Source organism: Allobosea sp. UC22_33, from assembly GCF_042700715.1.
Lineage (GTDB): Bacteria > Pseudomonadota > Alphaproteobacteria > Rhizobiales > Beijerinckiaceae > Allobosea.
On record NZ_CP170556.1, the window covers coordinates 592,110 to 617,957 of the forward strand.

Below are 25,848 nucleotides of genomic sequence, written 5' to 3' on the forward strand. Positions count from 1 at the left end.
GCCTGGATATCCGTCATGGCCTCCCTGGAAGACCGCATCCTGCAAGCCGTCGACGACCTGTTCGAGAAGCAGGTTGCCTTCCTCGGCGAGCTTGTGGGGTTCCGAACCCTCCGCAATGAGGAGGCGGAGGCCCAAAGCGTCCTGGAGGCGGCTCTCATCGAGCGCGGCTACGCCGTCACCCGCTTCCGGACGGATGCTGCCCGGATCGGCAGGCACCCGGCCTTCTCGCCCGCGACGGTCGGCTACGATTCGAGCTGGAACGTCGTCGGCCGGAAGGATGCCGGGGGCCGTGGCGGCCGCTCGCTGGCCTTCAACTCCCACATGGATGTGGTTCCTGCCGGCAGCGCGTCGCGCTGGACATCTCCGCCGTTCAAGCCGCGGCGAGACGGTGACTGGCTCTATGGCCGTGGCGCTGGCGACATGAAGGGCGGCCTTGTGGCGTCCATCTTCGCATTGGACGCGATTGCGCAGGCTGGCCTGTCGCTGCGCGGCGACGTGCAGATCCAGTCGGTGGTCGAGGAGGAAATTACCGGCAACGGGGCGGCAACGGCTTTCGCCAACGGCCATGTGGCGGATGTCATCGTTAGCCCGGAGCCGACCGACGAGCAGCTGGTGCGCGCCAATTCCGGGGTGATCAAGTTCCGCCTGACCACCAGGGGGCGCCCGGCCCATCCGCGTGAGCCCGAGACAGGCCAAAGTGCGATCGACCTGATGATCCGGTTGATGGGCCATCTGCGCGAGCTGGAACGCCGGTGGATCGGCGAGGCCAAGGACAAGCGGTGGTTTGCCGATATCCGGAATCCGGTCGCGCTGACTTTCGGGACGATCAGCGGCGGCGATTGGATCGCCTCGATCCCCAGCGACTGCGTGGTCGAAGGGCGCATCGGCTTCTATCCCGGCGAGGACCCGAAGGCACGTGCGGCGGAATTCGAGGCCTTCGTCGCCGGGATTCAGGACAGCGAGGAGGCTTTCGCCGGTGGCGGCCTCGTCGATGTGGAATGGGTCGGCGTCATGCATGCCGGTTACGAATTGCCTGAAGGCTCGCCGGCGGAGGCGTCCCTGCGCGCGGCTCATCGCCGGGTTCAGGATGGCGCCGAGCTGAATGCCTATGTCATGACCTGCTACCTCGATGCCGCAGTCTTCGCCGTGCACGGCAACATCCCCTCGCTGGTCTATGGTCCGATCGCCGAGAACATTCACGGCATCGACGAGCGGGTCAGCCTGCCTTCGCTCAAGCGGGTCACGAAAGCCCTGGCGCTGTTCGCTGCCGACTGGTGCGGCGTCCGGGAGAACCACGCATGATCGCCGCCAAGCGCGAAAGCCATGAGTGTCGCGCCATGATCGACGTCGTGAGCCCGTTCGACGGCGCGATCGTCGGTCGTGTCCCGTTGACCAACGCGTCAGCCGTCGACGATCTGCTCGCTCGCGCCCGTCGCGGCGCAGTCGCGTCCCGGCACCTGCCGCGTCACGCGCGCGCCAGCATTCTGGAAGGCGCTGCGGCCCTCATCGATGCTCGCCGCGATGCCTTCGCCGGCACCATCGTCGCCGAGGCCGGAAAGACGATCGTTCAGGCACGCAAGGAGGTCATGCGCTGCGTCAACACGCTGAAGCTCTCGGCCGAGGAGGCGAAGCGCAGCGCGGGCGAGGTCATTCCCTTCGACGCCTATCCGGGATCGGAGCAGCGTCAAGGCTGGTTCACGCGCGAACCGCTTGGGGTCATCACCGCGATCACGCCCTACAACGATCCGCTCAACCTTGTGGCGCACAAGCTCGGGCCGGCCATCGCCGGTGGGAACGCGGTCCTCCTCAAACCGTCCGAGCTGACGCCGCTTTCGGCGATGAAGCTGGTCGCGGTTCTCGTCGAGGCCGGCTTGCCCGAGGATGTCGTCACGATCGCGATCGGCGGCGTCGATCTCGGCAAGGCGCTCGTCTCCGCGCGTGACGTTCGCATGGTGTCGTTCACCGGCGGCTTCGCGGCAGGGGAGGCGATCACGCGCTCCGCTGGCTTGAAGAAGCTCGCCATGGAACTCGGCGGCAATGCCCCGGTCATCGTCATGGCCGACTGCGACGTCGACAGGGCCGTCGAAAGCTGCGTGTCCGGCGCATTCTGGGCTGCCGGGCAGAACTGCATCGGCGCCCAGCGCATTCTCGTGCAGGCGCAGCTCTACGAGCGCTTTCGCGACGCCTTCGTCGGAGCCACCCGAAAGCTCAAGGCGGGCGACCCGTCGCGCGCCGACACCGATGTCGGCCCGATGATCTCGGAGGCCATGGCGAAGCGGGCCGAAGCCGCGGTCGACGACGCCATCGCAGCCGGCGCGAACGTGCTTTGCGGCAATCTGCGGGAGGGGTCGCTCTATCACCCCACGGTCCTGGAGGGCACGCCTCCGGCCTGCTCCCTCTGGTGCGAGGAGGTCTTCGCCCCCGTCGTGATGCTCGCGTCGTTCGAGACATTCGATCAGGCCATCGAAATGGCCAATGATCCCGAGTACAGCCTGCATGCCGGCATCTTCACGAGCGACCTGTCAAAGGCGCTCGAGGGCGCCCGGCGCATCGACGCGGGCGGCGTCATGATCAACGACTCCTCCGATTATCGGTTCGACGCCATGCCGTTCGGCGGCTTCAAATATGGCAGCATGGGGCGGGAAGGCGTGCGGTTCGCGTTCGAGGACATGACCCAGCCCAAGGTCGTCTGCATCAATCGCGGGTAGCCGCTTCGGCGTCGATGCGCGTATGTCCCTATCGGGCAGGTGGACGTCTTCAGGCGAGTCTCAGCAAAGCGATGCCTGCGACCACAAGCCCGACACCGGTCCATCCGCTGCCGGTCAGCTTCTGCTTGAAGAGCACGAAGGCTGCCAGTGCGGTGAGAACGATCCCGGCTCCGCCCCAAAGCGCGTAGGCGACCGACAGGTCGATGCCGCGGATTGCCTGAGAGAGCGCCGTCACGGACAGCAGGATGCATCCGATTCCCAGAACTCCGACAGTGAGCCGCCGGAACCCGTCGGACAGCTTGATGAAGACATTGGCTGCGACCTCCAGCCCGATCGCGATGAGCATCCAGAGGACATGGACGAATTGGGTATGTTGCATCGTCACGCCTCCTCTTCCGGCGCGCCGGTGTTGACGAGCACCACTCCCGAGACCAGCAGCGCGATCCCTGCCAGCTTCGGCCAGCTCAAATTCTCGCCGAAAAACTGGTAGCTGATGGCCGTTACTGCGATAAGGCCGACCGTTTCCCAGGTGGCGTAAGCAATGGCGATAGGAAGAACCTTCACGGCGAGGGAGAGGAAGAAGAAGCTCGCTGCCATCGATATATACACCAGAGCAATCGCATGCGGACCGCTCCCATCCGCCATCAACTTCATCATCGTTACGCCGATCAGCTCGGCGCCGACCGCTGCAGACAAGAATAGCCACGGACGCAAGCTCATTGAGCAGCCCTCAGAAATTGCACGCGGGCGGCTTGAAGCACCAACTCTGCCGATTGAAAAAGATGGAAAGCATCTTGAATATCGATAGGTTGGCCGCATGGAATGGTCCCTGGATCAACTGCGCCAGTTCGTGACGGCGGCGGAATGCGGCTCGTTCAGCGCGGCGGCACGCAAGCTCGGCCGGGCGCAATCGGCGGTCAGCACTGCGATCGCGCTGTTCGAAATCGACCTGGGCGTGGAGCTGTTCGATCGGTCCCGGCGCAATGCCATGCTGACCGACGCGGGGCGGTTGCTGCTGCTCGAGGCGACGGAGGTCCTGCGCCAGGCGGAGGAGCTCGGCCAGCGTGCCCAGTTCCTGGCCGGTGGCGATGATGCGAAAGTGGCCCTGGCGCTGGACGAGGCCTTGCCGCGTCCGGCCGTGAACAGGCTGATCCTGGAGCTGTCGACCCGCTATCCGATGATGGAGCTGACGCTGCTCAACGGCACGCCGGCGGAGGTCACCGACTATATCGACCAGGAGCGCGCCGAGCTCGCCATTCATTTCGACCGGGGCCCGTTGCGCGCCGGGTTCGATGGGCGCCATATCGGGGCTGTTCAGCAGGGCGTTTTCGTCGCCGCCGGGCATTCGCTGCTCAGCCGCCAGCCTGTCGCGCGCCGCGACCTCGCCCGCTATCGCCAGCTCCTGATCCATGCCGACGATGTCGAGCCGATCGCGTATAGCCCGAGGGTGTGGCGCTCGGACAGCTTCTACAATATCGCCGAGATGGTGGCGGACGATCTCGGCTGGGCGATCCTGCCGACCAACATCGCCGCGGCCGCGAACGGCTCCAGGCGCCTCTATCCGGTGGAGTGCCCTTTCCTGGCCTTGCCGCCGCTCTCGGTGCGGATGCTCTGGCGCCAGGGACGGCCATTGCGCCCGCCGGAAAAATGGGTGGAGAAGCGCTTCAGCGAATTGCTCTGCGACAACGCAGAAGGCTCGATGTGACCCGAACGGAGTTCGCCCATTGGGGCGCTTCCGCCGCCCAGCGCATGATGCTTCACAGATGCTGCGTGCAGCATTATGTACCTGATGGAATAATAGTACAATATCTCGTTCTAGCATCCTGACTGGACTTCGATGAATCCCGACGAGCCCGGCAAAAAGCGCAGCAGCCTCCATCTGTCCCTGGCGAGGCGGATCGTCGCCCTCGCGGCGGAGCAGGCATGGCCGGCCGGATATCATCTGCGGGAGACCGAGATCGCGCGCACCTTCGAGGTGTCGCGTACGCCGGTGCGGGCGGCTCTCGGCCTGCTGGCGGAGCAGGGCGTGGTCGAGGCGCGGGTCAATCAGGGGTTTTTCCTGGTCAGCGAAGCTGCGGACCTCGCGGCGGCCGAGCAATCCCTGCCGGCGGCCCGGGAGGAGAACGTCATCCACGCCATCTTGCGCGATCGGGAGGCGGGCCACCTCCCCGAGAACCTCATCGAGACGGAGCTTCAGGAAACCTACCGGATCGGCCCCAGCGCCCTGAAGAAGGTCCTGCTGCAGCTTGCCGAGGATGGCCTGATCAAGCGCCGCAGGGGGCACGGCTGGAGCTTCGTGCCGTCACTATCGTCGAGCCGGGCTCGCGAGGAAAGTTACCGCTTCCGCATGATCATCGAATGCATGGGCCTGCTGGAGCCGAGCTTCCGGATCGACCAGGTCCAGTTCGACCGCTGTCGTGCCGCCCACGAAGCCTTCATCGCCGATCTCGCTCGCCCGCCCGCCGCTGAGCGCTTCTTCGAGATCAATGCCGGGTTTCATGCGATGCTCTCCGCCTGTTCGGGTAACCGCTTCCTGCAGCAGGCCATGGAGAACCAGAACGCATTGAGGCGCCTGACCGAGTACGCCGACTACGGAGCGCTCGACGCGGATGCCTTGCTGAAATCCTGCCAGGAGCATCTGGCGATCCTCGACGCTCTGGAGAATGGCGATCCCAATTGGGCGGCCATCCTGATGCGTCAGCACCTGACCCGCCCGATGCGCCCCCGATAGCGGGCGCGCGATCCGCCCATCGCGGCGCTGCGCGGCCGGCATCGAGATCAGCACGGTCGCTTGACATTGTACTTTTTTTGAAAATGATACACATCAAGATTGATCCACACCGAGGCTCGTCGTGCACGCCACCGTCTCCCACCCCAATGATCTCGACGCGCATTGGATGCCCTTCACCGCGAACCGCCGCTTCAAGAGCGATCCGCGGCTCTTCGTCGGGGCGGAAGGCAACTATTACATCTCGTCGGACGGGCGCCGGATCCTCGACGGCATGGCCGGCCTCTGGTGCGTCAATGCCGGCCATGGCCATCCCCGCATCCGCGAGGCGATCAAGGCGCAAGCCGACGGGCTCGACTATGTCTCCTGCTTCCAGATGGGGCATCCCGAAGCCTTCACGCTGGCGAACCGCATGGTCGGCATGCTGCCGGACGGGCTCGACCATGTCCTGTTCTCGAATTCCGGTTCGGAAGCCGTCGACACCGCGCTGAAGGTCGCACTCGCCTATCATCGCCAGCGCGGCGAGGGTGGCCGCTACCGGTTGATCGGGCGGGCGCGGGGCTATCACGGCATGGGCTTCGGCGGCTTGTCGGTCGCCGGAATCAGCCGCCACCGCCGCGATTTCGGGCCATTGCTGCCCGGCACCGCGCATCTGCCGCATACGCTCGATCTCGCGCGCAATGCCTTCTCGCGCGGCGAGCCGGATCATGGCGTCGAACTCGCCGACGATCTCGAGCGGCTCGTCCAGATCCATGATGCCTCGACCATCGCCGCCGTGATCGTCGAGCCCGTCGCCGGCTCGACCGGCGTGCTGCCGCCGCCGAAGGGCTATCTGAAGCGCCTGCGCGAGATCTGCGACAGGCACGGCATCCTCTTGATCTTCGATGAGGTGATCTCCGGCTTCGGGCGGCTCGGCGCCTCCTGCGCGGCGGAGGCCTTCGGCGTCACGCCCGACATGATCACCTGCGCCAAGGGCCTGACCAATGGCGCCGTGCCGATGGGCGCGACCGTCGTCGGCAAGCATATCTACGACGCCTTCATGACCGGGCCGGATTCCGCGATCGAACTGTTCCATGGCTATACCTATTCCGGCCATCCACTGGCCTGTGCCGCCGGCCTCGCCACGCTGCAGGTCTACGAGGAGGAAGGCCTCTTCGAGCGCACCCGGAAGATCGCCGGTCATTGGGAGCAGGCGGCGCATGCGCTCAAGGGCGCGCCGCATGTCGTCGACATCCGCAACATCGGCCTCGTCGCTGCGATCGAGTTCGCGCCGCGCCCCGGCGCCCCGGGCCAGCGCAGCGCCGAATGCGCCGAGGCCTGCTACCAGGACGGCGTGCTCGTCCGGGCCGGCGCCGATCTCATCGTGCTGTCGCCGCCGCTGACCATCGAGCCCGACGAGATCGACCGGATCTTCGCCAGCATCCGCAAGGCGCTCGACGGAATCGCCTGAATTCAGCGCCGGGGCGACGCCACCGCGATCGCCACCCAGGCCGACCGACATGCGAAAGAAAGCTAGACATGCGCAAGGGCCACGGAAAGAACATCTCCTACTATCTGCTCGGCCGCACGGCTCTTGCCGCCTGCCAGGCCGACCAGCGCTTCTCCTATTGCTGCTATCTGCCGGAAAGCTACGAGGAGGCCGGGACCAGGCGTTATCCGCTGGCGGTTCTCGTCCATGGCAGTCTGCGCGACGCGACCGGCCTGCGCGACCAGTTCATCGATTTCGCCGAGGCCAACCAGTGCGCATTGCTGGCGCCGCTCTTCCCCTGCGGGATCGAGGAGCCCGGCGACACCCATAACTACAAGCGCATCCTCTATCGCGGCATCCGCTACGATCAGATCCTGCTGTCGATGGTCGAGGAAGTGGCCGGCATCTACCGGCTCGAGACCGACAATCTCCTGATGCACGGCTTCTCGGGCGGCGGCCAGTTCGTGCACCGCTTCTTCTATCTCTATCCGGAGCTGCTTTCCGCCGTGTCGATCGGCGCGCCGGGCGTGGTGACATTGCCCGATCCGGACAAGCCGTGGTGGCGCGGCACAGGCGACATGAAGGAGATTTTCGGGCGCGAGCCCGATCTCGCCGCCATGCGCAAGGTCGCCGTCCAGATGGTCGTCGGTGGCGACGATATCGAGACCTGGGACGTGACGGTCTCGCCCAAATCCCCGAACTGGATGGAGGGGATCAACGAGACCGGTGCGACGCGTGTCGAGCGCCTGCGCTCGCTCGAAAAGGCATTCCAGTCACTGGAGATACCGGTGCGTTTCGATGTCGTGCCCGGCGTCGAGCATATCGGACATCTCGTCCAGCCGCCGGTGAAGGCGTTCTTCACCGAGGCGCTTCGTAACAGGCTGCAGACATAGCGGCCACTCGGCATCCGCCTTCGCCGCCCGGCCGCGTGCCGGACGGCTCCCTGAATGAAGACAAGCATGACGCCCGGATGGCTCGCTGCCGCCGCCGCGCTCGCTCGTCCAAAACCGACCGCTGCAACCCGGAATGAAGCCCGACGCGATGACCCACACTCCCTTTCCCCTCGTCTCGATCTCCGGCCCGCCGCGCGAGCGCGGCCGCCAATATGGCGAGATCGCGCGCGACCGCGTCAGGCGCAGCATTGCTCTCTATGGCGACCAGCTCGGTGAGTTCGGCTGCTCGGCTGCGGAGCAGGCTGATCTCATCATGCCCTTTGCCAACGAGATCGAAGCCTTCGGTGCCCATTACATCGAGGAGATGCGCGGCATCGCCGAGGGCGCGGGCGTCTCGCTCCAGGACGTCGTTCTCGTCAATGCGCGCACCGAGGTGATCGCCCGGGCGCGGCTGGACAAGAAGCGCCCGCGCCGCGAGCTCGACGAAGCCGATGATGGCTGCACCGGCCTCGTCGTCATGCCGGAGCGCAGCCAGACCGGCGAGCTCATCCATGCCCAGAACTGGGATTGGCGCGCCGATTGCGCCGAGACCGGCATCGTGCTCCGCGTGCAGCAGCCGGACGGCCCGGATTTCCTCACCTTCGTCGAGGCCGGCGGGCTGGCGCGCTCGGGCCTCAACGCGGCCGGCATCGCCATTACCGCCAATTATCTCGACAGCGACCGCGACTATCGCCAGTTCGGCGTGCCGCTCGGCCTGATCCGCCGGAAGGTGCTCGAACAGAGCCATCTCGCCTTCGCGATCAAGGCCGTCGCGGCGACGCCCAAGACCTGCTCGAACAACATGATGTTGTCGGTCGCGACCGGCTTCGCGATCAATTTCGAATGCGCGCCCGATGAGGCCTTCTCGCTTTATCCGGACGAAGGGCTGATCGTTCACGCCAATCACTGGGTCAGCCCGGTCGCATTGACGAAGCTGCGGGAAACCGGACTGGCGAATGTGCCGGAGAGCATCTACCGCGACTGGCGCGTCAAGAAGCTGCTCGACCAGGCGGGGGACAGCCTGACCGTCGCCGACGTCAAATCCGCTCTCTTCGACGATTTCGGCACGCCCTACAGCGTCTGCCGCCCGCCTCGCGCCGGCCTGCGCGACGCCAATCTGTCCGCCACGGTCGCCATGGTGGTGATGCGCCCGGCCGCGGGGGTCATGGAAGTGGCGCCTCTGCCGGCGCTCAATCGGGAATTCACGCGCTACAGCCTGGCATAAGAGCCGCAAGAGCTTTCGCCTGGACGAGCAACACATCCTGGGAGGAAAACCGATGGAAAAACGAACTGCGGCTCTTCTGCTGGCGCTCGCCGCCGGCTTCGGTGCTTCGGAGGCTGCGGCGGATACGCTCCGCAGCCGGCTCAACACGGATATCCGCAGCATCAATCCCGGCGTGAACCGGGACGATTCAACGGATGGCATCGTGCTGCACATGGTGGAGGGGTTGGTGGCCAACTCCGCGAACGGCACGCCGAAGCCTCTCCTGGCGGAGACGGTCGAGACCTCGCCGGACGGCCTGACCTATACGTTTAAGCTGCGGAAGGGGGTCAAGTTCCACGACGGCACGACGCTGACGGCCGAGGACGTGGTCTGGAACTGGCAGCGCTACATGAACCCGAAGACCGGCTGGCTCTGCACCGGCGAATATAATGGCGCGAACGGTCTGAAAGCGGAGGCGGCCGCGCCCGACGCCGATACCGTGGTCTTCACCCTGAACCAGCCGAGCTCCGTCTTTCTGGCGGGGATAGCGCGCAGCCAATGCGGCCAGACCGCGATCATCGCACGCTCCTCGGTCAATCCCGACGGCTCGTTCAAGACCCCGGTCGGCACGGGGCCGTTCAAGTTCGGCGAATGGCGCCGCGGCGAGTACATCCGGCTCGACCGCTTCGCCGACTACGCGGATCGCGGCGGCCCGGCCGACGGCTATGTCGGCGGCAAGAAGCCATTGGTCGATTCAGTCCAGTTCATTGTCATTCCCGATGATGCGACGGCAAAGGCTGCGCTGATGAGCGGCAAGATCGATATCTTCGCATCGGTCAGCGCCGCCGATGTGCTGGAACTGAAGGCCAAGCCCGATCTCGCGGTGACCACGGCACCGACGATGATGTTCAGCACGATCCTGCTGCAGACGCGCGATCCGCTGCTCTCGAACGTCAAGATGCGGCAGGCGATCGCGGCGGCTCTCGATTTCGGCCAGATCGCGCAATCCGTAACCGACGGTCTCGCGCCTGCGAACGCCTCCATCGTCGCGACGGCATCGCGCTACTATTCCAGCGAGCAGAAGCGCGGATTTGCACACGATCCGGCAAAGGCCACCCGTCTGCTCAAGGAGGCCGGCTATGCCGGCCAGCGCATCGTGCTGATGGCGAACAAGAACGAGCGGGACAATTTCGAAACTGCCGTGATCGCCCAGTCGATGCTGCAGGCGGTGGGTCTCAATGTGGACCTGGAGATCGTCGAATGGGCGACGCAGCTCGACCGTTACAGCAAGGGCAACTACCAGATGCAGTCCTTCTCCTATTCGGCGCGCTATGACCCCGCTTTGGCCTATTCGGCCGTGATCGGCTCGAAGGACGCCCGCCCCAACCGCATCTGGGACGATGCCCAGGCGGAAGACCTGCTGCGCAAGATCGTCGCCACGACCAAGGAAGACGAGCGGCAGGCCCTTTTCGACAAGCTCCACGGGCTCTTCCTCGAACAGGCTCCCTTCCTGATGCTCTTCAACGGCGTCGAGGTTTCCGCAGCCTCGAAGCGCGTCAAGGGCTTCGCCGCCTCGACCATGCCGAAACCACGCCTTTGGGAAGTTAGCGTCACGCGGTGATGCGTGTTCCGTCTCCGTCGTGAGGCGGGGCCCGTTTTGTCCTGAGGCTTGGGAGGGCCTTTGATGTTTCGCTTTGCGCTGACGCGGATAGGGATGGCGTTGCCGACGCTGCTGATCGTGGCGGTGTCGGTCTTCGTGCTGATCCGCCTGATCCCGGGCGACCCCGCCCAGCTGATGCTGGGCGACCTGGCGACGCCGGCAAGCCTCGCCGACCTGCGCGCGCGTCTGGGGCTCGACCAGTCGCTGCCGGTCCAGTTCGGGATCTGGATCGGCAATGTCGTGACCGGGGATTTCGGCCAGTCGATCTCGTCGCAGCAGGCGGTGCTGCCGCTGATCCTGCAGCGCTTCTGGGTCTCGGCCCAGATCGTGCTGGTCGCGGTGCTGCTCGCAAGCTGCGTCGCGGTGCCGGCCGGCGTCATCGCCGCCTGGAAGCAGGATTCGGCGTTGGATCTCGGCCTCGTCGCGACCGCGACGCTCCTGCTCTCGATCCCGACCTTCTGGCTCGGCCTGCTGCTGCTGCTGTTCTTCGGGCTCAAGCTCGAATGGCTGCCGGTGGTCGGCTATGTCTCGATCGCCGAGAACCCGTGGGCCGGCATCCTCTATCTGGTCATGCCGATCATGACGCTGTTCCTGCACGAGATCGGCGTGATCCTGCGCATGGCCCGCGCCTCGACGCTCGAGGTGCTGCGCCTCGACTACATCACCCATGCCCGCGCCAAGGGCCTCTCGGAGCGCGCGGTGCTCTGGCGCCATGCCTTCAAGAACGCCTTCGGCCCGACCTGGACGCTGATCGGCCTCGTGCTCGGCAACCTGCTCGGCGGCATCGCGGTGGTCGAGACCGTCTTCACCATCCCCGGCCTCGGCCGCCTGCTCGTCGATGCGATCTTCGCCCGCGACTATCCGGTCATCCAGGGCTGCATGCTCTTCGTCGCCTTCACCTATGTGCTGGTGAACCTCGTCATCGACCTCTGCTACCCGGTCTTCGATCCAAGGGTGACGGCCCAATGAGCAGCGACAGCACAACGACGGGCGGCAGCACCCTGAAGAAGCCGAGCCGCATGAAACTCCCGGCTCCCAATGCGATCGTCGGCGGCACGCTGATCGGCATCCTGCTCGTGACCGCCTGCACGGGCGCGCTCTGGACGCCCTATGATCCGCTGAAGCTCTCCTTCCGCGAGAAGCTGGCGGCACCCTCAGGCCTGCACTGGCTCGGCACCGACGAGTTCGGCCGCGACGTGCTCTCGCGCCTGATGGCGGGAGCGGCGACCTCGGTCTGGATCTCGATCCTGACGGTGACGCTCGCCGTCATCGCGGGCACCACGATCGGCCTGTTCTCCGGCTATATGCGCGGCTGGACCGACCGCATCATCATGGCCTTCAACGATGCGCTGCTCGCCTTCCCCGGCATCCTGCTGGCGCTCGGCCTGCTCGCGGTGGTCGGCGCCAACAAATACGGCATCATCGTTGCGCTGGGCATCGCCTATACGCCCTCGGTCGCCCGCGTCGTGCGCGGCACGGTGCTCTCGCTGCGCGAGCGCGAGTTCATCGCGGCCTCCCGCGTGATGGGCAATTCCGAGGGCTTCACCATGGCCCGCCACATCCTGCCGAACTGCATCGCACCGCTCACCGTGCTGGCGACCTCGATGTTCGGCTACGTGCTGCTGGCCGAGAGCGCGCTCTCCTTCCTGGGCCTCGGCGTGCCGCCGCCGGCCCCGACCTGGGGCAACATGCTCGCCGGTTCCAGGCCCTATATCGGCCAGGCGGTCTGGCTCGGCATCTTCCCGGGCCTGTGCATCTCGCTGACCCTGCTCGGCATCAACCTGCTCGGCGACGCCGTGCGCGACAGGCTCGACCCGCGGATGAGGGGCTCGCGATGACCGTCACCAAACCGCTTCTCGATGTCGCCAATCTCACGCTCAGGATCGGCGGCTCCGGCCGCACGGTGGTCAACGACGTCTCCTTCCAGGTCTTCCCCGGCGAGATCGTCGGCATCGTCGGCGAATCCGGTTCGGGCAAGACGCTCGCGGCCCGCGCCGTGATGGGCTTCATCCCGCCGGCGGTCCGGCTGGAGGGCGGCACGATCCGCTTCGACGGCCAGGACGTGATGGCGATGTCCGCCAAGGACCTGCGCACCATGCGCGGCTCCAAGGTCGGCATGGTCTTCCAGGAGCCGATGACCTCGCTCAACCCCTCGATGCTGATCGGGCGCCAGCTCGACGAGGGGCTGGCGCTGCATCGCAAGCTCGACACGCCCGCCCGGCGCGCCCTGATCCTCGACATGCTCAGGAGCGTCGGCCTGCGCGATCCGGAGGGCGCGCTCACCGCCTATCCGCACCAGTTCTCCGGCGGCATGCGCCAGCGCATCATGCTGGCCTCGGTGATGCTGCTGAAGCCCGCGCTGCTGCTGGCGGACGAGCCGACCACGGCGCTCGACGCCGTCGTCCAGCGCGACGTGATGGAGCTGATGGTCGAGCTGACCAAGGCCAACGACACCGCCGTGCTGCTGATCTCGCATGATCTCGGCATGGTCGCGCGCTATTGCAGCCGCATCGTCGTGATGTGCCAGGGCGACGTGGTCGAGCAGGGCCAAAGCGAGGACATCCTCGCCCGGCCGCAGCACCCCTATACCCGCAAGCTGCTCTCGGCGATGCCGCATCGCCTGCCGGCCCGCCTCCTCCCGGAGGCGAAGACGCCGATCGTCGCGGTCCGCGACCTCGTCGTCGAGTACCCCGGCCGGCAGGGCTTCTTCCGCAAGGGGGAGGCGAAGCGCGCGCTGCACGGCATCAGCATCGATGTCAGGCCCGGCGAGGTCGTCGCGGTGGTCGGCGGCTCGGGCTCGGGCAAGACCACGCTCGGCCAGTCGATCGCCGGGCTGGTCAAGCCGACCGGTGGCGAGATCCGCTTCAACGGCAAGCCGATCCAGAAGAGCGACGCGGCCTACTGGGACTACCGGCTGAACTGCCAGATGGTTTTCCAGGACCCGTACTCCTCGCTCGACCCGCGCATGACGATCCGGCAGCTCGTGGCCGAACCGCTGCGGCTGGTCCCCGACATGACACCGGCCGAGCGCAAGGCCCGCGTCGCCGAGGTGCTGAGCGAAGTGGGCCTGGGCGACGGCTTCGCCGAGCGCTATCCGCACGAACTCTCGGGCGGCCAGCGCCAGCGCATCGCGATCGCGCGTGCGATCGTGCGCCGTCCGAGCTTCGTCATCGCCGACGAGCCGGTCTCGGCGCTCGACGTCACCGTGCGCGCGCAGGTGCTCGAGCTCTTCGACGAGCTCCAGAAGAAGCACGGCTTCTCCTGCCTGTTCATCAGCCACGATCTCGGCGTGGTCGAGCAGGTCGCAGACCGCGTCATCGTCATGCAGGACGGCAAGATCGTCGAGGAAGGTCCCCGCGACGACATCTTCGACAACCCAAAACACCCCTACACCCAGAAGCTCCTCGCCGCCGTCCCGGGACTCGAAAGCACCGCAGAGGGCGGCGTCAGGCTCTTCTGGAGAACGAAGTAGTTCAGCCCATCGGGCACTCGCGCAGCGGCTCACCCAACTCCACCATCGCAACTGGATAGAAGCAGAGATGAAAGTAGCGCTCATTCAAATGAACGCCGGCCAGGACAAGGCCGCCAACCTGGCCAAGGCGCAGCGCCTGATCGAACAGGCCTGCGCCGAGGAGAGGCCGGATCTCGTCGTGCTTCCGGAGTGCTTCACCCTCTATGGCGGCGATGCCCAGGCGCAGCGCGACGCAGCGGAGCCGTGCCCCGGCGGCGACGCCTACACGATGCTGCAGACGCTCGCGGCGCGGCACAAGATCTACATCCATGGCGGCTCGATCAATGAGCGCGACGGCGAGACGATCTTCAACACCAGTGTCGTCTTCGACAGAGCGGGGCGGGAGGTCGCGCGCTATCGCAAGATCCATCTCTTCGCCATCACGGCGCCGGACGGCACGGTCTACGACGAAGGCAAGATCTACGGGGCCGGCAACGAGATCGTCACCTTCGATCTCGACGGCGTCAGGGTCGGCTGCACAATCTGCTACGACCTGCGCTTCCCGGAGCTCTTCCGCGCATTGGCGGATGCCGGCTGCCAGGTCATCACGGTTCCCGCCGCCTTCACCCTGCACACGGGCAAGGAGCATTGGGAGGCGCTGCTGCGAGCCCGCGCGATCGAAAGCCAATGCTTCATTCTCGCACCCGGGCAGGAAGGAGCCTACGAAGAGGACGGACAGATCCTGTACAATTACGGCCATTCGCTCGTGGTCGAGCCATGGGGCACGGTCGTCGCCCGCCGCGCACTCGGCGACGGGATCATCGCCACCCGGCTGGATCTGGCGGCTGTCGAAACCGCCCGCCAGCGTATCCCGCTGGCGCAGCATCGCCGCCTGCCTTTCGCGAGGCAGGCATGACCGCGATGACCGATCTGACCGCATTCGGCTGCTGGCTCTCGGCCCCCGATGTGGTCTTCATCGAGATGGCCGCCGATATCGGCTACAAGACGCTGGTGCTCGATGTCGAGCACGGGACATTGTCGCTTGCCGATCTCGACAAGCTCATTCCGCTCGCGCGGGCACTCGGTCTCACCGTTCTGGTCAAAGTCGCGGGACCGCAGGCCGAGCCGATCCAGCAGGCCCTCGACTTCGGCGCGAACGCCGTCGTCATTCCGCATATCGGAACAGTGGCCCATGCCGCTGCGATCTGCCGGGCTGCCAAATACCCCCTGCTGGGCACCCGCAGCTATGCCGGTGCGCGCCCTGTCCGCTATGGAGCTCCGTCCGAGGATTATTTCGACGCCGACAATCGGGTGACCGCCTGCTATCCCATGATCGAAACGGCGGAGGCGCTGGCCGATGTCGAGGCCATCCTCGCCCTGCCGACCGTGGACGGCGTGTTCGTCGGCCCCTCGGATCTCTCGCTGACGCGCGGGCGGGGTGCCTATCGCTTTACCGAAGACGACCAAGCCGACATCGCCCGCATCGCCACGGCCTGCGCAGCGGCGCGCAAGCCGTGGATCATGCCGGCCTGGACCACGGCGGAGCGGTCCTTTGCGTCAGCTCACGGCGCGAAGCTGCAGGTCATCGTCGAGCAGCAATCCGCAATGGGGAGCGGGATGAAGGCAGCCCTCGATCAGGCCCGATCGGGCCAGCGTCGATAGGGCCTGTCCGGTCGCCTCGACGGCATGGAGCGGCTTGCGGCGCGAGTCGGCGTCGATCTCTCAGATGGCCTGCCGGTAGAGTTTGCCGGCGAGTCCTGAGGCACCTTCCTTGACGAGAATCGGAAGGCTGCCCAAGCGATTCGAAAAGGTGGGAAGGGCGTTCAGCGTGAGGGAAAAGCGCGCCCTGGCAACCTCGGCCCCGGGCTTAAGGAAGAGCTTGCCGCTCACAGGGACAGAGCGCCACTGGCCCGCCGCCCCTTGCGAGCGGGCAAAAGGCCCGTGGCCTCTTCCATCGAGACGTCGGATCCCGCCTTGGCAGGGGCGGGATGAAGCGTTGCAAGGGCTCTGATGTGAAGCCGCAGCGTGAGCGCGGATATCAGCCAAACTCTTGTCAACGTTCAGCTCTTTCTCCTGCTGAGGAAAAAGAGTGGTGCCCAGGAGAGGACTCGAACCTCCACGCCCTTGCGAGCGCCAGCACCTGAAGCTGGTGCGTCTACCAATTCCGCCACCTGGGCAACGGCGGTTCGTTTACGGGGGCCGAGTCGTCCTGTCAACGGCCCTGTCGCGGCGAAATGATTTTGTTTTCGCGGCCCTGTGGAAATCGCTTTCGCGGACCTGGTGGATTTCGGGTCGTTTCGGCTCGAAAGCGGCTGATCGGCGCCGAACGGACGCAACGCCGCCTCTCCGATAGGACGGAACGCCGCAGGGCCGGGATATCGGAGCCGCCGGCCGCAAAAGGCATTTCCACTTTGGCGGAACATGATCTAGGAGGGCAGAAGCATTCTAAACGGAGCTTTCGCGATGGCTTCCCAGGCCCCGGCCCAGCAACTCGTCACGGTCTTCGGCGGCTCCGGTTTCGTCGGCCGCCATGTCGTGCGTGCGCTCGTCAAGCGCGGCTATCGGGTGCGCGTCGCCGTGCGCCGGCCCGATCTCGCCAATTTCCTGCAGCCGATCGGCACCGTCGGCCAGATCCATGCCGTGCAGGCCAATCTGCGCTATCCCGCTTCGGTCGCTGCCGCCGTGAAGGGCGCTGACGCCGTCGTCAATCTCGTCGGCATCATGCAGGAGCAGGGGCGTCAGAGCTTCGTGGCCGTGCAGGCGAACGGCGCGCGCGCCATCGCCCAGGCCTGTGCCGCTGCCGGCATCGCCCGCCTCGTCCATGTCTCGGCACTGGGTGCTTCCACCGATTCGGCTTCGACCTATGCCCGGTCCAAGGCCGAGGGCGAGGCGGCGATGTTCGCCTCCGTGCCGGGCGCGATCGTGCTGCGTCCGTCGGTGATGTTCGGCCCGGAAGACACGTTCTTCAATCGCTTCGCCTCGCTTGCCCGGATGCTGCCGGTGGTGCCGCTGGTCGGCGACGGCGCGACCAAGTTCCAGCCGGCCTTCGTCGGCGATGTCGCCGAGATCGTCGCCCGCGCCGTCGATGGCTCCGCCCAGGCCGGCCGGGTCTACGAACTCGGCGGGCCGGAGGTGCAGAGCCTGCGCGAGATCGTCGCGGAGGTCTGCAAGGTGACCGGCCGCAAGCGCCTGCTCGCGCCGCTGCCCTTCCCGCTGGCGCGGATCATGGGCGGCGTCCTGCAGGTCGCGGATAAGCTGACGCTCGGCCTGATCCCGGACGAGTTGGTCATGACCCGCGATCAGGTCACGCTGCTTGCGAGCGACAACGTCGTCTCGCCGGAAGCCAAGGCCGAGGGGCGGGACTTCGCCGGGCTCGGACTGGCCCCGACCTCGTCCGAGGCCATCGTCTCGTCCTATCTCTGGCGGTTCCGCAAGACCGGCCAGTTCGACACGCTTCAGGTTCGCTGAGCCGCCGACGGAGCTGGCCTCGTGTCGTTCGACCTTGTCATCTACGATTGCGACGGCACGCTGATCGACACCGAGACGCTCTATGGCGATATCAGCCTCGCCATGTGCCAGGAGATCGGCCTGAGCCATTGGACGCTCAACCACTATGTCGAGCAGCTCGTCGGCATCCCCTGGGCCGATGGCATGAAGATCATCGAAGCCGCTCTCGGACGGCCTCTCCCTGCCGATTTCGAAGCGCGTATCGAGGATGCGGTCGCGCTGCGGCTGGAAGCCGAATTGCGCGCACTTCCCGGCGTGCGGGAGGCGCTGACCCTGATGGCCGGGCGGCGCTGCGTCGCGTCCTCGACGGTGCTTGAGCCGCTCAGGCGCAACCTCGCGCTGGCCGGCCTGATCGATCTGTTCGATCCCCATGTCTTCTCGGCCTCGCAGGTGGCGCGCGGCAAGCCGTCGCCGGATGTCTTCCTGTTCGCGGCGTCGCAGATGGGTGCGCAGGCCGGGCGCTGCCTGGTGCTCGAGGATTCGGTGCCGGGCGTGCTGGCGGCGAAGGCCGCGGGCATGCAGGTCGCCGGCTTCACCGGCGTCGCCCATGACAAGGCGCGCATGCGCGAGCGCCTGCTGGCCGCCGGCGCGGCCGCCGTGATCGACGATTTCAGGGAGTGGCCGGGGGAAGCGGCGCGCCTCGCGGAACTGCGCGCCGCCTGAGCTGCTGACCTAGGTACCCGCCGGATCGTTCGTGGTCTCAACCACCCTTGTCATTCCGGGGCTTCGCGTAGCGAAGAACCCGGAAGCCACGACTGGGTGAGCGTCTACTATTCACGCTTTTGTACGGTCTCACCCGGTCGTCGGTTCCGGGTTCGCGCCTGCGGCGCGCCCCGGAATGACAAGGGTGAGACGCACAACGGACCTCAGAGCATGCTCGGCAGCACGCGGTCCGGCGGCTTGTGGCCGTCCATGAAGGTCTTGATGTTGACGATGACCTTCTCGCCCATGTCGGCGCGGCCTTCATGCGTGGCCGAGCCCATATGCGGGAGCACCACGACCTTGTGCTGGCGCGCGAGCTTGAGCAGGCGCGGATTGACCGCCGGCTCGCTCTCGAACACGTCGAGCCCGGCGCCGGCGAGCTCGCCGGCTTCCAGCATGCGGGAAAGCGCAGTCTCGTCGACGACCTCGCCGCGGGCGGTGTTCACCAGGATGGCATCAGGCTTCATCAGCTTGAGGCGCCGGGCCGAGAGCAGGTGATAGGTCGCCGGCGTATGCGGGCAGTTGACCGAGACGATATCCATCCGCGCCAGCATCTGGTCGAGCGAATCCCAATAGGTCGCGTCGAGCTGCTCCTCGATGCGCGGATCGACCCGGCGGCGGTTGTGGTAGTGGATCGACAGGCCGAAGGCGGCGGCGCGCTTCGCCAGCGCCTGGCCGATGCGGCCCATGCCGACGATGCCGAGGCGCTTGCCGGTGATGCGCCGGCCGAGCATCCAGGTCGGCGACCAGCCGGCCCAGTCGTCATCCGGAATGACACGGGCGCCTTCGGCGATGCGGCGGGCGACGGCGAGGATCAGGGCGATCGTCATGTCGGCGGTATCGTCGGTCAGCACGCCCGGCGTGTTGGTCACGGTGATGCCGCGCTGCACCGCGCTGGCGACGTCGATATTGTCGACGCCGTTGCCGAAATTGGCGATCAGGCGCAACTGGTCGCCGGCCTGCGCGATCACGGCGGCATCGATCTTGTCGGTCACGGTCGGGACGAGCACGTCGGCGGTCTTCACGGCCTCGACCAGGGCGGCCTGCGACATCGGCTTGTCGTCGATATTGAGCCGGGCGTCGAACAATTCGCGCATCCGGGTTTCGACCACGGCGGGCAATTTGCGCGTCACCACCACCAGCGGCTTCTTCTTCGACATGGCGGTCACCCCTCCGTCATTGGCCGTATCGGCCCGATATCCTCAACCCGCCATTAACCCTGGTGGCCCAGGAATGGGAATTGTTGCGCGGCACCATGATCGTTGTCTAGGCGGCGGCGCGGCTGATGACAACTTGCCCCTTCGCCGGGGGTGAGCGGGATGCGAAGGAGAATGGCGTCATGATGGTCTCGTCGATGCGCTGCCTGGCCCTGGCGGCACTGACCCTCATCGGTCTGCCCGCGATCGCCTCCGCCCAGGACATGCAGGCCGGATCGGTCACCGGGCTGCCGGTGCCGCGCTATGTCAGCCTGAAGACGGATCGCGTGAACCTGCGCGAAGGACCCTCCAAGGAGCACCGGACGCGCTGGGTCTATCAGCGTGCCGGCCTGCCGGTGGAGGTCACCGCGGAATTCGAGACCTGGCGCCGTGTGCGCGATGCCGACGGCACGGAAGGCTGGGTGCTGCACAGCCTGCTCTCCGGCCGCCGGACAGCTCTCGTCGCGCCCTGGTCGAAGAAGAAGGACGAGAATTTCCCGATGCGCAACGCCGCGAACGAGGAGGGAGCCGTGGTGGCCAGACTGCAGCCCGGCGTCGTCGCCAGCGTCGCCTCCTGCACCAATGCCTGGTGCCGCGTCAGCGTCGGCAACATCAACGGCTTCATCCGCCAGGAACGCCTCTGGGGCGTCTATCCCAACGAGAAGGTCGACTGACGACCTTACTGCCGCGTCAGCGTCATCACCGGTCGGCCGCGGCCGTCGAGCAGCGCGAGCAGGCCGGAGCCGCGATGGATATCCCAGCGGCGGACCTTGGCGAGCCCGTCGAGGAAGCCGCGCTCCTGCGCCATCACGTCCGGCGCGCAGGCCATCATCGTCGAAACCATCCGCGAGAACCGGATCGTCCGGCCTTTGAGCATCGCGTTGCCGCCGAAGCCGTTGCAGCCGCCGCGGCCCGACACCTTGCCGTCCGCACCGATGACGAGCGTGGTCGCGATCGAGGCCAGGGTCTCGGCGCCGCCGAGGCCGGCGAGACGCCAGCTTCCGACCGGGGAGGGGGCTGCGGCGGGCGGCCGATCATCACCCGAGACGCGCTGGACCCAGATATCGGTCTTGTCCGGCCCGCCCGTGAAGACGCTGTGCCGTTCGGTGGTGATGAAGAGCAGCCGGTCGCCGTCGAGAATGCGCGCCTGGAGCGCATAGCTGTTCCGGGGCTCTATACGCCGCGAATCGTAGCGAAGGGTCCACGGCGCCGGGATGCGCCGGCCGGAGACGCGGGTCTCGGCGATGGTGCGGGAAGGCGCATCGGCCAGCGAGACGTCGAGCAGTTTGACCTCGACGATCGCGCCTGGCGGCAGCGCCATGCGTTCGCGATGGGCGACGGTGCCGCGAAGAACGCGCGGTGCGGCGAGCGCAGGCGTGGCGGGAACAGCGGCTGCGAACAGGAGGCCTGCAAACGCGCGTCGCGAGATCGGCGAATCGGTGGCGTGCATTCCCATCGTCTCCCGAGACGGCCGAGCGGCGATCAGCCGTCGATCTTGCGCAGCCGCACCACGACGTCGACCCGCGCGATCTCGTAGCCTGCGGGTGGAACCGGGAGGCTCGCGACATCGATCTCGTCGGCGGGGATGTCGATCACCCGGTTCTCGCCATCGACGACGAAATGGTGATGGTCGTGATCGGCCGTGTCGAAATAGGCCTTGGCGCCGTCGAGGGTGAGCTCGCGCAGCAGGCCGGCCTCGGTGAACTGGCGCAGCGTGTTGTAGATCGTCGCGAGCGAGACCGGAATCCGCTCCTTCATCGCCTCTTCGAACAGCATCTCGGCGCTGACATGGCGCTGGCCCTTGGCAAAGAGCACCCAGCCCAACGAGACGCGCTGGCGGGTTGGGCGCAAGCCCACGCGCCGCAGCTTCTGGCGGATGTCGTGGAAGGGGCAGCCCTGCCGCGCTGGCGTCCCGTAGCCCTGGTCCTGGGAGGTCAGGTCGCTCATGCCTTGTTCTTACCCCTTATCCGCAACGAACGTTCGGACGCTCCGCCAGTCGAGTGGATTTTGCTTCGACAAATGTAAGGTCTCGGTTGACGCGTCGCAAGTTCGCAAGCCTCGACCGGCTCCTGACGAGCCTTGTCCGGCATCGTCCGCATAAGGCGGAACCTGTCGCAGGCGAGAGCGGTCATGATCGAGGCGGCGCATCTCTGGCTGTTCTTCCTGTTCGTCTTCGGGATCGTCATCGTTCCAGGCATGGATATGACCGTCGTGCTGGCCAATGCACTTGGCGGCGGCCGGCGCGACGGCCTGTTGGCGACGTTCGGCGTCATGGCCGGCGGGGTCTGCCATGTCGTCGTCGGGGCGCTGGGCATAGGTCTCGTGCTGCAGCTCTGGCCCGCAGCCTTCCGCCTGATGTTGCTGGCCGGCGCGGTCTATGTCGCCTGGCTCGGCTTCGGGCTGTTGCGGAGCGGCGCGGCGATGCAGGCGATCCGCGAGCGCCGGCCTGCCGGTGCCTGGGCAGCCTTTCGCAGCGGCGCCCTCACCAACCTGCTCAATCCCAAGGCCTATCTGTTCATGCTGGCGGTCTTTCCCCAGTTCCTGCGGCCGGAGCGCGGCTGGATCGGGATCCAGGCGGTGGTGCTCGGGCTGGTCATCGCGGCCACGCAATTGGTGGTCTATGGCGGGCTGGCGCTGGCCGTTTCGCAGGCGCGGAGCGTGTGGGCGGGGAGGGACGCCGCTGTCGACCGGATCGGGCGCGGTGTCGGCGTACTGCTGATCGCGGTCGCAGCCTGGACGCTCTGGCAGGGATGGCGTGGATTTTGAGGGATCCGCCGGGCTGAAGATCGCCTGCGCCCTTTCGTTTCCGGCTTCCGCCGTGTTAGGCACGGCAGACGAGACACCGGCCGAATCCGGCGGGTGCCAGGGAGCCTCACGGGAATGCAGCGTCAGTCGTCTTTCAGCTACGAGGAGATCCTCGCCTGCGGTCGTGGGGAACTGTTCGGGCCGGGCAATGCACAACTGCCGTTGCCGCCGATGCTGATGTTCGACCGCATCGTCGCGATCGCTGAAGAGGGCGGCGAGCACGGCAAGGGCATGGTCCGCGCCGAGTTCGACATCAAGCCCGATCTCTGGTTCTTCGATTGCCACTTCAAGGGCGATCCGGTGATGCCGGGCTGCCTCGGGCTCGATGCGCTCTGGCAGCTCACCGGCTTCTTCCTCGGCTGGCTCGGCCTGCCGGGCCGCGGCCGCGCGCTCGGCGTCGGCGAGGTCAAGTTCGCCGATCAGGTCCTGCCATCCGTCAAGAAGGTCGTCTATGGCGTCGACTTCAAGCGCGTCTTCAAGTCCAAGCTCGTCCTCGGCATCGCCGATGGCTGGCTGGAGGCCGACGGCAAGCGCATCTATACGGTCAGCGACATGCGCGTCGGCCTGTTCAAGCCGGAAGCGGCCTGAGGAAAAACGCAACCCGGCCTTGCGTGCAGCTGCCGCTCGGTCCATTTGCGCGATAGGAATCCAGAAGCGGCCGGGCTTAGCACCGCCGCGTGCTGACAGCTGGAGTAGCGAGCATGAGACGCGTCGTGGTCACCGGGATGGGCATCGTCTCGTCCATCGGCAACAACACGCAGGAGGTCCTGGCCTCGCTGCAAACAGCCAAATCGGGCATCTCCTTCGTGCCGGATTTCGCCGAGCACGGCTTCCGCAGCCAGGTTGCCGGCGTGCCGACGCTCGATCCCGCGACGGTGCTCGACCGGCGCGCCATGCGCTTCCATGGCGGCGGCTCGGCCTGGAACCAGGTCGCGATGGAGCAGGCGATCGCCGATGCCGGCCTTGAGCAGGCCGAGATCAGCAACGAGCGCACTGGCATCATCATGGGCTCCGGCGGCCCCTCGACCCGCGCCCTGATCGACGCCTATGACAAGGCGCGCGAGAGCGGCTCCTCGAAGAAGGTCGGCCCCTTCGCCGTGCCCAAGGGCATGTCTTCGACCGCTTCGGCGACGCTGGCGACCTGGTTCAAGATCAAGGGCGTCAACTATTCGATCTCCTCGGCCTGCGCGACCTCGAATCACTGCATCGGCAATGCCTACGAGCTGATCCAGTGGGGCAAGCAGGACATGATCTTCGCCGGCGGCTGCGAGGAGCTGGACTGGACGCTCTCGGTCCTCTTCGACGCGATGGGCGCGATGTCTTCCGATTTCAACGGCACGCCCGCGCGCGCCTCGCGCGCCTATGACGCCGCTCGCGACGGCTTCGTCATCGCCGGCGGCGCCGGCGTCGTCGTGCTTGAAGAGCTGGAGCACGCCAAGGCCCGCGGCGCCAAGATCTATGGCGAGATCGTCGGCTATGGCGCCACTTCTGATGGCTACGACATGGTCGCTCCGTCCGGCGAGGGCGCGGTGCGCTGCATGCGCATGGCGCTCGAAGGCGTGAAGTCCAAGGTCGACTACATCAACCCGCACGGCACCTCGACCCCGGTCGGCGACGGCAAGGAAATCGAGGCGATCCGCGAGGTCTTCGGCGCCGGCGACAAGGCGCCGCCGATCTCGGCGACCAAGTCGCTGACCGGCCACTCGCTCGGCGCCACCGGCGTGCAGGAGGCGATCTACTCGCTGCTGATGCTCAACAACGACTTCATCTGCGAGAGCGCCCATATCGACGAGCTCGACCCGGCCTTCGCCGACATGCCGATCGTGCGCAAGCGCATCGACAATGCGGGCCTGGGCACCGTGCTCTCGAACTCCTTCGGTTTCGGCGGCACCAATGCCACCATCGTGATGAAGCGGCTGGAGGTCTGAGAAGCGCGATGCTCTTCATGGTGATCGAGCATTTCGATCAGGCCCGCGTGAAGGATGTCTACGCCCGCTTTCAGCATAGCGGGCGAATGGCACCGGCCGGCGTGCGCTATGTCGAGAGCTGGGTCTCGGCCGATCTCGGCCGCTGCTTCCAGATCATGGAATGCGACGATATCGCCCTGCTGCAGGAATGGGTTCTGCAGTGGAACGACCTCGTCCGTTTCGAGATCGTGCCGGTCTCCACCTCGAAGGCCGCCGCGGCTGCCATCACCAAGACCGACTAATCGTTGCCGGCACCGGCAATGGCCCGGCAATGCTGATACGCCGTTCAGAGTTCGACCGACCCGACCAGCCGACTTCCTCCGTTTTCCCGCTTCCGGACCAGATCCTGAAGCCCCTTCCGAGTTTGCCATGCTCCCGCTGATGCACAACAAGCGCGGCCTCATCATGGGCGTCGCCAATCAGAATTCGATTGCCTGGGGCATTGCCCGCACCCTGCACGCCCATGGCGCCGAGATCGCCTTCACCTATCAGGGCGACGCGCTCGGCAAGCGCGTCCGGCCGCTGGCGGAGAGCATCGGCTCGACGCTGGTCGTGCCGTGCGATGTCGAGGACACCGCTTCGGTCGATGCCACCTTCGCGGCGCTGGACGAGGCCTGGGGTGGCGATCCCGAGCGCAACACGCTCGATTTCATCGTTCATGCCATCGGCTTCTCCGACAAGAACGAGCTCAAGGGCCTCTATGCCGACACCACCCGCGAGAATTTCTCGCGGACCATGGTGATCTCCTGCTTCTCCTTCACCGAGATCGCCAGGCGCGCGGCGGAGCGCATGCCCAAGGGCGGTAGCATGATCACGCTGACCTATGGCGGCTCGACCCGGATCATGCCGAACTACAACGTCATGGGCGTCGCCAAGGCGGCGCTGGAGGCGAGCGTGCGCTATCTCGCGGGTGATTACGGCCCGCGCGGCATTCGCGTGAACGCGCTCTCGCCTGGGCCGGTGCGGACGCTGGCCGGCGCCGGCATCTCGGACGCGCGCGCCATGCTCTCCTGGCAGCGCGCCAATTCGCCCTTGCGCAAGTCGGTTTCGCTTGAAGAGATCGGCGGCTCGGCGCTCTATTACCTCTCGGATCTCTCCGGAGGTGTCACCGGCGATATCCATCATGTCGATGCCGGCTATCACATCACCTCGATGCCGGTGCTGGATTCGCTGCGCGCGGCCGATAGCGGCAACGGCGAATAGCCGGAACCCGCAGGCCGGAGCGCGGTTTTCCTTTGATCGAAAGGAAGGTGCGCGATGGTCATGGTCAAATACGAGGTGGTCGAGCACGACGGCGGCTGGGCCTACAAGGCAGGCGGCGCACTGTCGGAGACCTTTCCGACGCATGATGCGGCACTGAAGGCCGCGACCCGGGCCGCAGCCCGCCAGACGGTGGCGGGGAGCACCGACGGGATCGTCTATCAGGACCAGAACGGCCGCTGGCACGAGGAGCTGGCGGATGGCCATGACCGGCCGGCGACCCGGGTCGTCGACGGCGGCTGAGAGGCGGATCGTTCCGA

Annotated in this window: 27 protein-coding genes and 1 tRNA gene; 22 read left to right on the forward strand and 6 right to left on the reverse strand. The window is 66.4% G+C overall.

Features of this window, described 5'->3' with window-relative positions:
- Nucleotides 1-15 precede the first annotated feature (15 nt).
- Nucleotides 16-1,302, forward strand: coding sequence for an ArgE/DapE family deacylase (locus ACFJGT_RS02710; protein ID WP_377845615.1), 1,287 nt, complete (start codon nt 16-18; stop codon nt 1,300-1,302).
- Nucleotides 1,299-2,708, forward strand: coding sequence for an aldehyde dehydrogenase family protein (locus ACFJGT_RS02715; RefSeq protein WP_377845617.1), 1,410 nt, complete (start codon nt 1,299-1,301; stop codon nt 2,706-2,708). The genes ACFJGT_RS02710 and ACFJGT_RS02715 overlap by 4 nt, the downstream gene beginning before the upstream one ends.
- 49 nt (nt 2,709-2,757) lie before the next feature.
- Here ACFJGT_RS02715 and mdtI read toward each other — a convergent pair whose 3' ends face one another.
- Both mdtI and ACFJGT_RS02725 read right to left on the reverse strand, forming a co-directional pair.
- On the reverse strand, nt 2,758-3,087 hold the full coding sequence (mdtI, locus tag ACFJGT_RS02720) for a multidrug/spermidine efflux SMR transporter subunit MdtI (RefSeq protein ID WP_377845619.1): 330 nt from the start codon (nt 3,085-3,087) through the stop codon (nt 2,758-2,760).
- Nucleotides 3,088-3,089: 2 nt separating this feature from the next.
- Entirely contained in the window at nt 3,090-3,428 is a 339-nt protein-coding gene (locus tag ACFJGT_RS02725) for a DMT family transporter (protein ID WP_377845621.1), read from the reverse strand.
- Nucleotides 3,429-3,525: 97 nt separating this feature from the next.
- On the opposite strand from ACFJGT_RS02725, the gene ACFJGT_RS02730 reads away from it, so the two are divergent.
- The 11 genes from ACFJGT_RS02730 to ACFJGT_RS02780 all read left to right on the forward strand — a co-directional run bounded on the left by ACFJGT_RS02730 (nt 3,526) and on the right by ACFJGT_RS02780 (nt 15,813).
- Nucleotides 3,526-4,413 (forward strand): LysR family transcriptional regulator, encoded by an 888-nt coding sequence (locus ACFJGT_RS02730; protein ID WP_377845623.1) that lies wholly within the window; start codon nt 3,526-3,528, stop codon nt 4,411-4,413.
- 132 nt (nt 4,414-4,545) lie between these two features.
- Complete coding sequence (locus ACFJGT_RS02735) at nt 4,546-5,439, forward strand: FCD domain-containing protein (RefSeq protein WP_377845625.1); 894 nt, start codon at nt 4,546-4,548, stop codon at nt 5,437-5,439.
- 166 nt (nt 5,440-5,605) lie between these two features.
- Entirely contained in the window at nt 5,606-6,886 is a 1,281-nt protein-coding gene (locus tag ACFJGT_RS02740; protein WP_377848905.1) for an aspartate aminotransferase family protein, read from the forward strand.
- Between the two features lie 68 nt (nt 6,887-6,954).
- Nucleotides 6,955-7,797: an alpha/beta hydrolase gene (locus ACFJGT_RS02745; RefSeq protein ID WP_377845627.1), complete on the forward strand. Its 843-nt coding sequence runs from the start codon at nt 6,955-6,957 to the stop codon at nt 7,795-7,797.
- A gap of 148 nt (nt 7,798-7,945) precedes the next feature.
- A complete protein-coding gene (locus ACFJGT_RS02750; RefSeq protein WP_377845630.1) occupies nt 7,946-9,061 on the forward strand; it encodes a C45 family autoproteolytic acyltransferase/hydolase in 1,116 nt (371 codons plus the stop codon).
- A 52-nt stretch (nt 9,062-9,113) separates the two neighbouring features.
- Nucleotides 9,114-10,661, forward strand: coding sequence for an ABC transporter substrate-binding protein (locus tag ACFJGT_RS02755; RefSeq protein WP_377845633.1), 1,548 nt, complete (start codon nt 9,114-9,116; stop codon nt 10,659-10,661).
- Between the two features lie 63 nt (nt 10,662-10,724).
- Nucleotides 10,725-11,669: an ABC transporter permease gene (locus ACFJGT_RS02760; RefSeq protein ID WP_377842893.1), complete on the forward strand. Its 945-nt coding sequence runs from the start codon at nt 10,725-10,727 to the stop codon at nt 11,667-11,669.
- Between the two features lie 50 nt (nt 11,670-11,719).
- Nucleotides 11,720-12,538, forward strand: a complete 819-nt coding sequence (locus ACFJGT_RS02765; RefSeq protein ID WP_377842896.1) for an ABC transporter permease — start codon at nt 11,720-11,722, stop codon at nt 12,536-12,538.
- Entirely contained in the window at nt 12,535-14,172 is a 1,638-nt protein-coding gene (locus tag ACFJGT_RS02770; RefSeq protein ID WP_377845635.1) for an ABC transporter ATP-binding protein, read from the forward strand. The genes ACFJGT_RS02765 and ACFJGT_RS02770 overlap by 4 nt, the downstream gene beginning before the upstream one ends.
- Before the next feature lie 67 nt (nt 14,173-14,239).
- Nucleotides 14,240-15,067 (forward strand): carbon-nitrogen hydrolase family protein, encoded by an 828-nt coding sequence (locus ACFJGT_RS02775; protein ID WP_377845637.1) that lies wholly within the window; start codon nt 14,240-14,242, stop codon nt 15,065-15,067.
- Complete coding sequence (locus ACFJGT_RS02780; RefSeq protein WP_377845639.1) at nt 15,064-15,813, forward strand: HpcH/HpaI aldolase/citrate lyase family protein; 750 nt, start codon at nt 15,064-15,066, stop codon at nt 15,811-15,813. The genes ACFJGT_RS02775 and ACFJGT_RS02780 overlap by 4 nt, the downstream gene beginning before the upstream one ends.
- A 428-nt stretch (nt 15,814-16,241) precedes the next feature.
- Here ACFJGT_RS02780 and ACFJGT_RS02785 read toward each other — a convergent pair.
- Nucleotides 16,242-16,328: transfer RNA gene (locus ACFJGT_RS02785), tRNA-Leu, on the reverse strand.
- Between the two features lie 286 nt (nt 16,329-16,614).
- Here ACFJGT_RS02785 and ACFJGT_RS02790 point away from each other — a divergent pair.
- Entirely contained in the window at nt 16,615-17,619 is a 1,005-nt protein-coding gene (locus ACFJGT_RS02790) for a complex I NDUFA9 subunit family protein (protein WP_377845641.1), read from the forward strand.
- Nucleotides 17,620-17,640: 21 nt separating this feature from the next.
- Nucleotides 17,641-18,321: an HAD family hydrolase gene (locus ACFJGT_RS02795; RefSeq protein WP_377845643.1), complete on the forward strand. Its 681-nt coding sequence runs from the start codon at nt 17,641-17,643 to the stop codon at nt 18,319-18,321.
- Nucleotides 18,322-18,524: 203 nt separating this feature from the next.
- Here ACFJGT_RS02795 and ACFJGT_RS02800 read toward each other — a convergent pair whose 3' ends face one another.
- Entirely contained in the window at nt 18,525-19,520 is a 996-nt protein-coding gene (locus ACFJGT_RS02800; protein ID WP_377845645.1) for a 2-hydroxyacid dehydrogenase, read from the reverse strand.
- 179 nt (nt 19,521-19,699) lie between these two features.
- Here ACFJGT_RS02800 and ACFJGT_RS02805 point away from each other — a divergent pair, with 179 nt between their 5' ends.
- A complete protein-coding gene (locus ACFJGT_RS02805; RefSeq protein WP_377845647.1) occupies nt 19,700-20,230 on the forward strand; it encodes an SH3 domain-containing protein in 531 nt (176 codons plus the stop codon).
- 5 nt (nt 20,231-20,235) lie between these two features.
- Here the strand turns inward: ACFJGT_RS02805 and ACFJGT_RS02810 are convergent, their stop codons facing one another.
- Nucleotides 20,236-21,006: a YbaY family lipoprotein gene (locus tag ACFJGT_RS02810; protein WP_377845649.1), complete on the reverse strand. Its 771-nt coding sequence runs from the start codon at nt 21,004-21,006 to the stop codon at nt 20,236-20,238.
- Nucleotides 21,007-21,038: 32 nt separating this feature from the next.
- The gene (gene irrA, locus ACFJGT_RS02815; protein ID WP_113584714.1) at nt 21,039-21,503 is read right to left on the reverse strand and encodes an iron response transcriptional regulator IrrA; all 465 of its coding nucleotides are present in this window, start codon (nt 21,501-21,503) and stop codon (nt 21,039-21,041) included.
- 183 nt (nt 21,504-21,686) lie between these two features.
- Here irrA and ACFJGT_RS02820 point away from each other — a divergent pair, with 183 nt between their 5' ends.
- From ACFJGT_RS02820 to ACFJGT_RS02845, 6 genes are all read left to right on the forward strand, one after another.
- Nucleotides 21,687-22,322, forward strand: a complete 636-nt coding sequence (locus ACFJGT_RS02820) for a LysE family translocator (RefSeq protein WP_377845652.1) — start codon at nt 21,687-21,689, stop codon at nt 22,320-22,322.
- Nucleotides 22,323-22,436: 114 nt separating this feature from the next.
- Nucleotides 22,437-22,949: a 3-hydroxyacyl-[acyl-carrier-protein] dehydratase FabA gene (gene fabA / locus ACFJGT_RS02825; RefSeq protein WP_377845654.1), complete on the forward strand. Its 513-nt coding sequence runs from the start codon at nt 22,437-22,439 to the stop codon at nt 22,947-22,949.
- 113 nt (nt 22,950-23,062) lie between these two features.
- Nucleotides 23,063-24,289, forward strand: coding sequence for a beta-ketoacyl-ACP synthase I (gene fabB, locus ACFJGT_RS02830; protein ID WP_377845656.1), 1,227 nt, complete (start codon nt 23,063-23,065; stop codon nt 24,287-24,289).
- 8 nt (nt 24,290-24,297) lie between these two features.
- On the forward strand, nt 24,298-24,570 hold the full coding sequence (locus tag ACFJGT_RS02835) for a DUF3303 domain-containing protein (RefSeq protein ID WP_257735364.1): 273 nt from the start codon (nt 24,298-24,300) through the stop codon (nt 24,568-24,570).
- A gap of 127 nt (nt 24,571-24,697) precedes the next feature.
- Entirely contained in the window at nt 24,698-25,531 is an 834-nt protein-coding gene (gene fabI / locus ACFJGT_RS02840) for an enoyl-ACP reductase FabI (RefSeq protein WP_377845659.1), read from the forward strand.
- Between the two features lie 54 nt (nt 25,532-25,585).
- Nucleotides 25,586-25,831: a DUF2188 domain-containing protein gene (locus ACFJGT_RS02845; RefSeq protein ID WP_377845661.1), complete on the forward strand. Its 246-nt coding sequence runs from the start codon at nt 25,586-25,588 to the stop codon at nt 25,829-25,831.
- Nucleotides 25,832-25,848 lie beyond the last annotated feature (17 nt).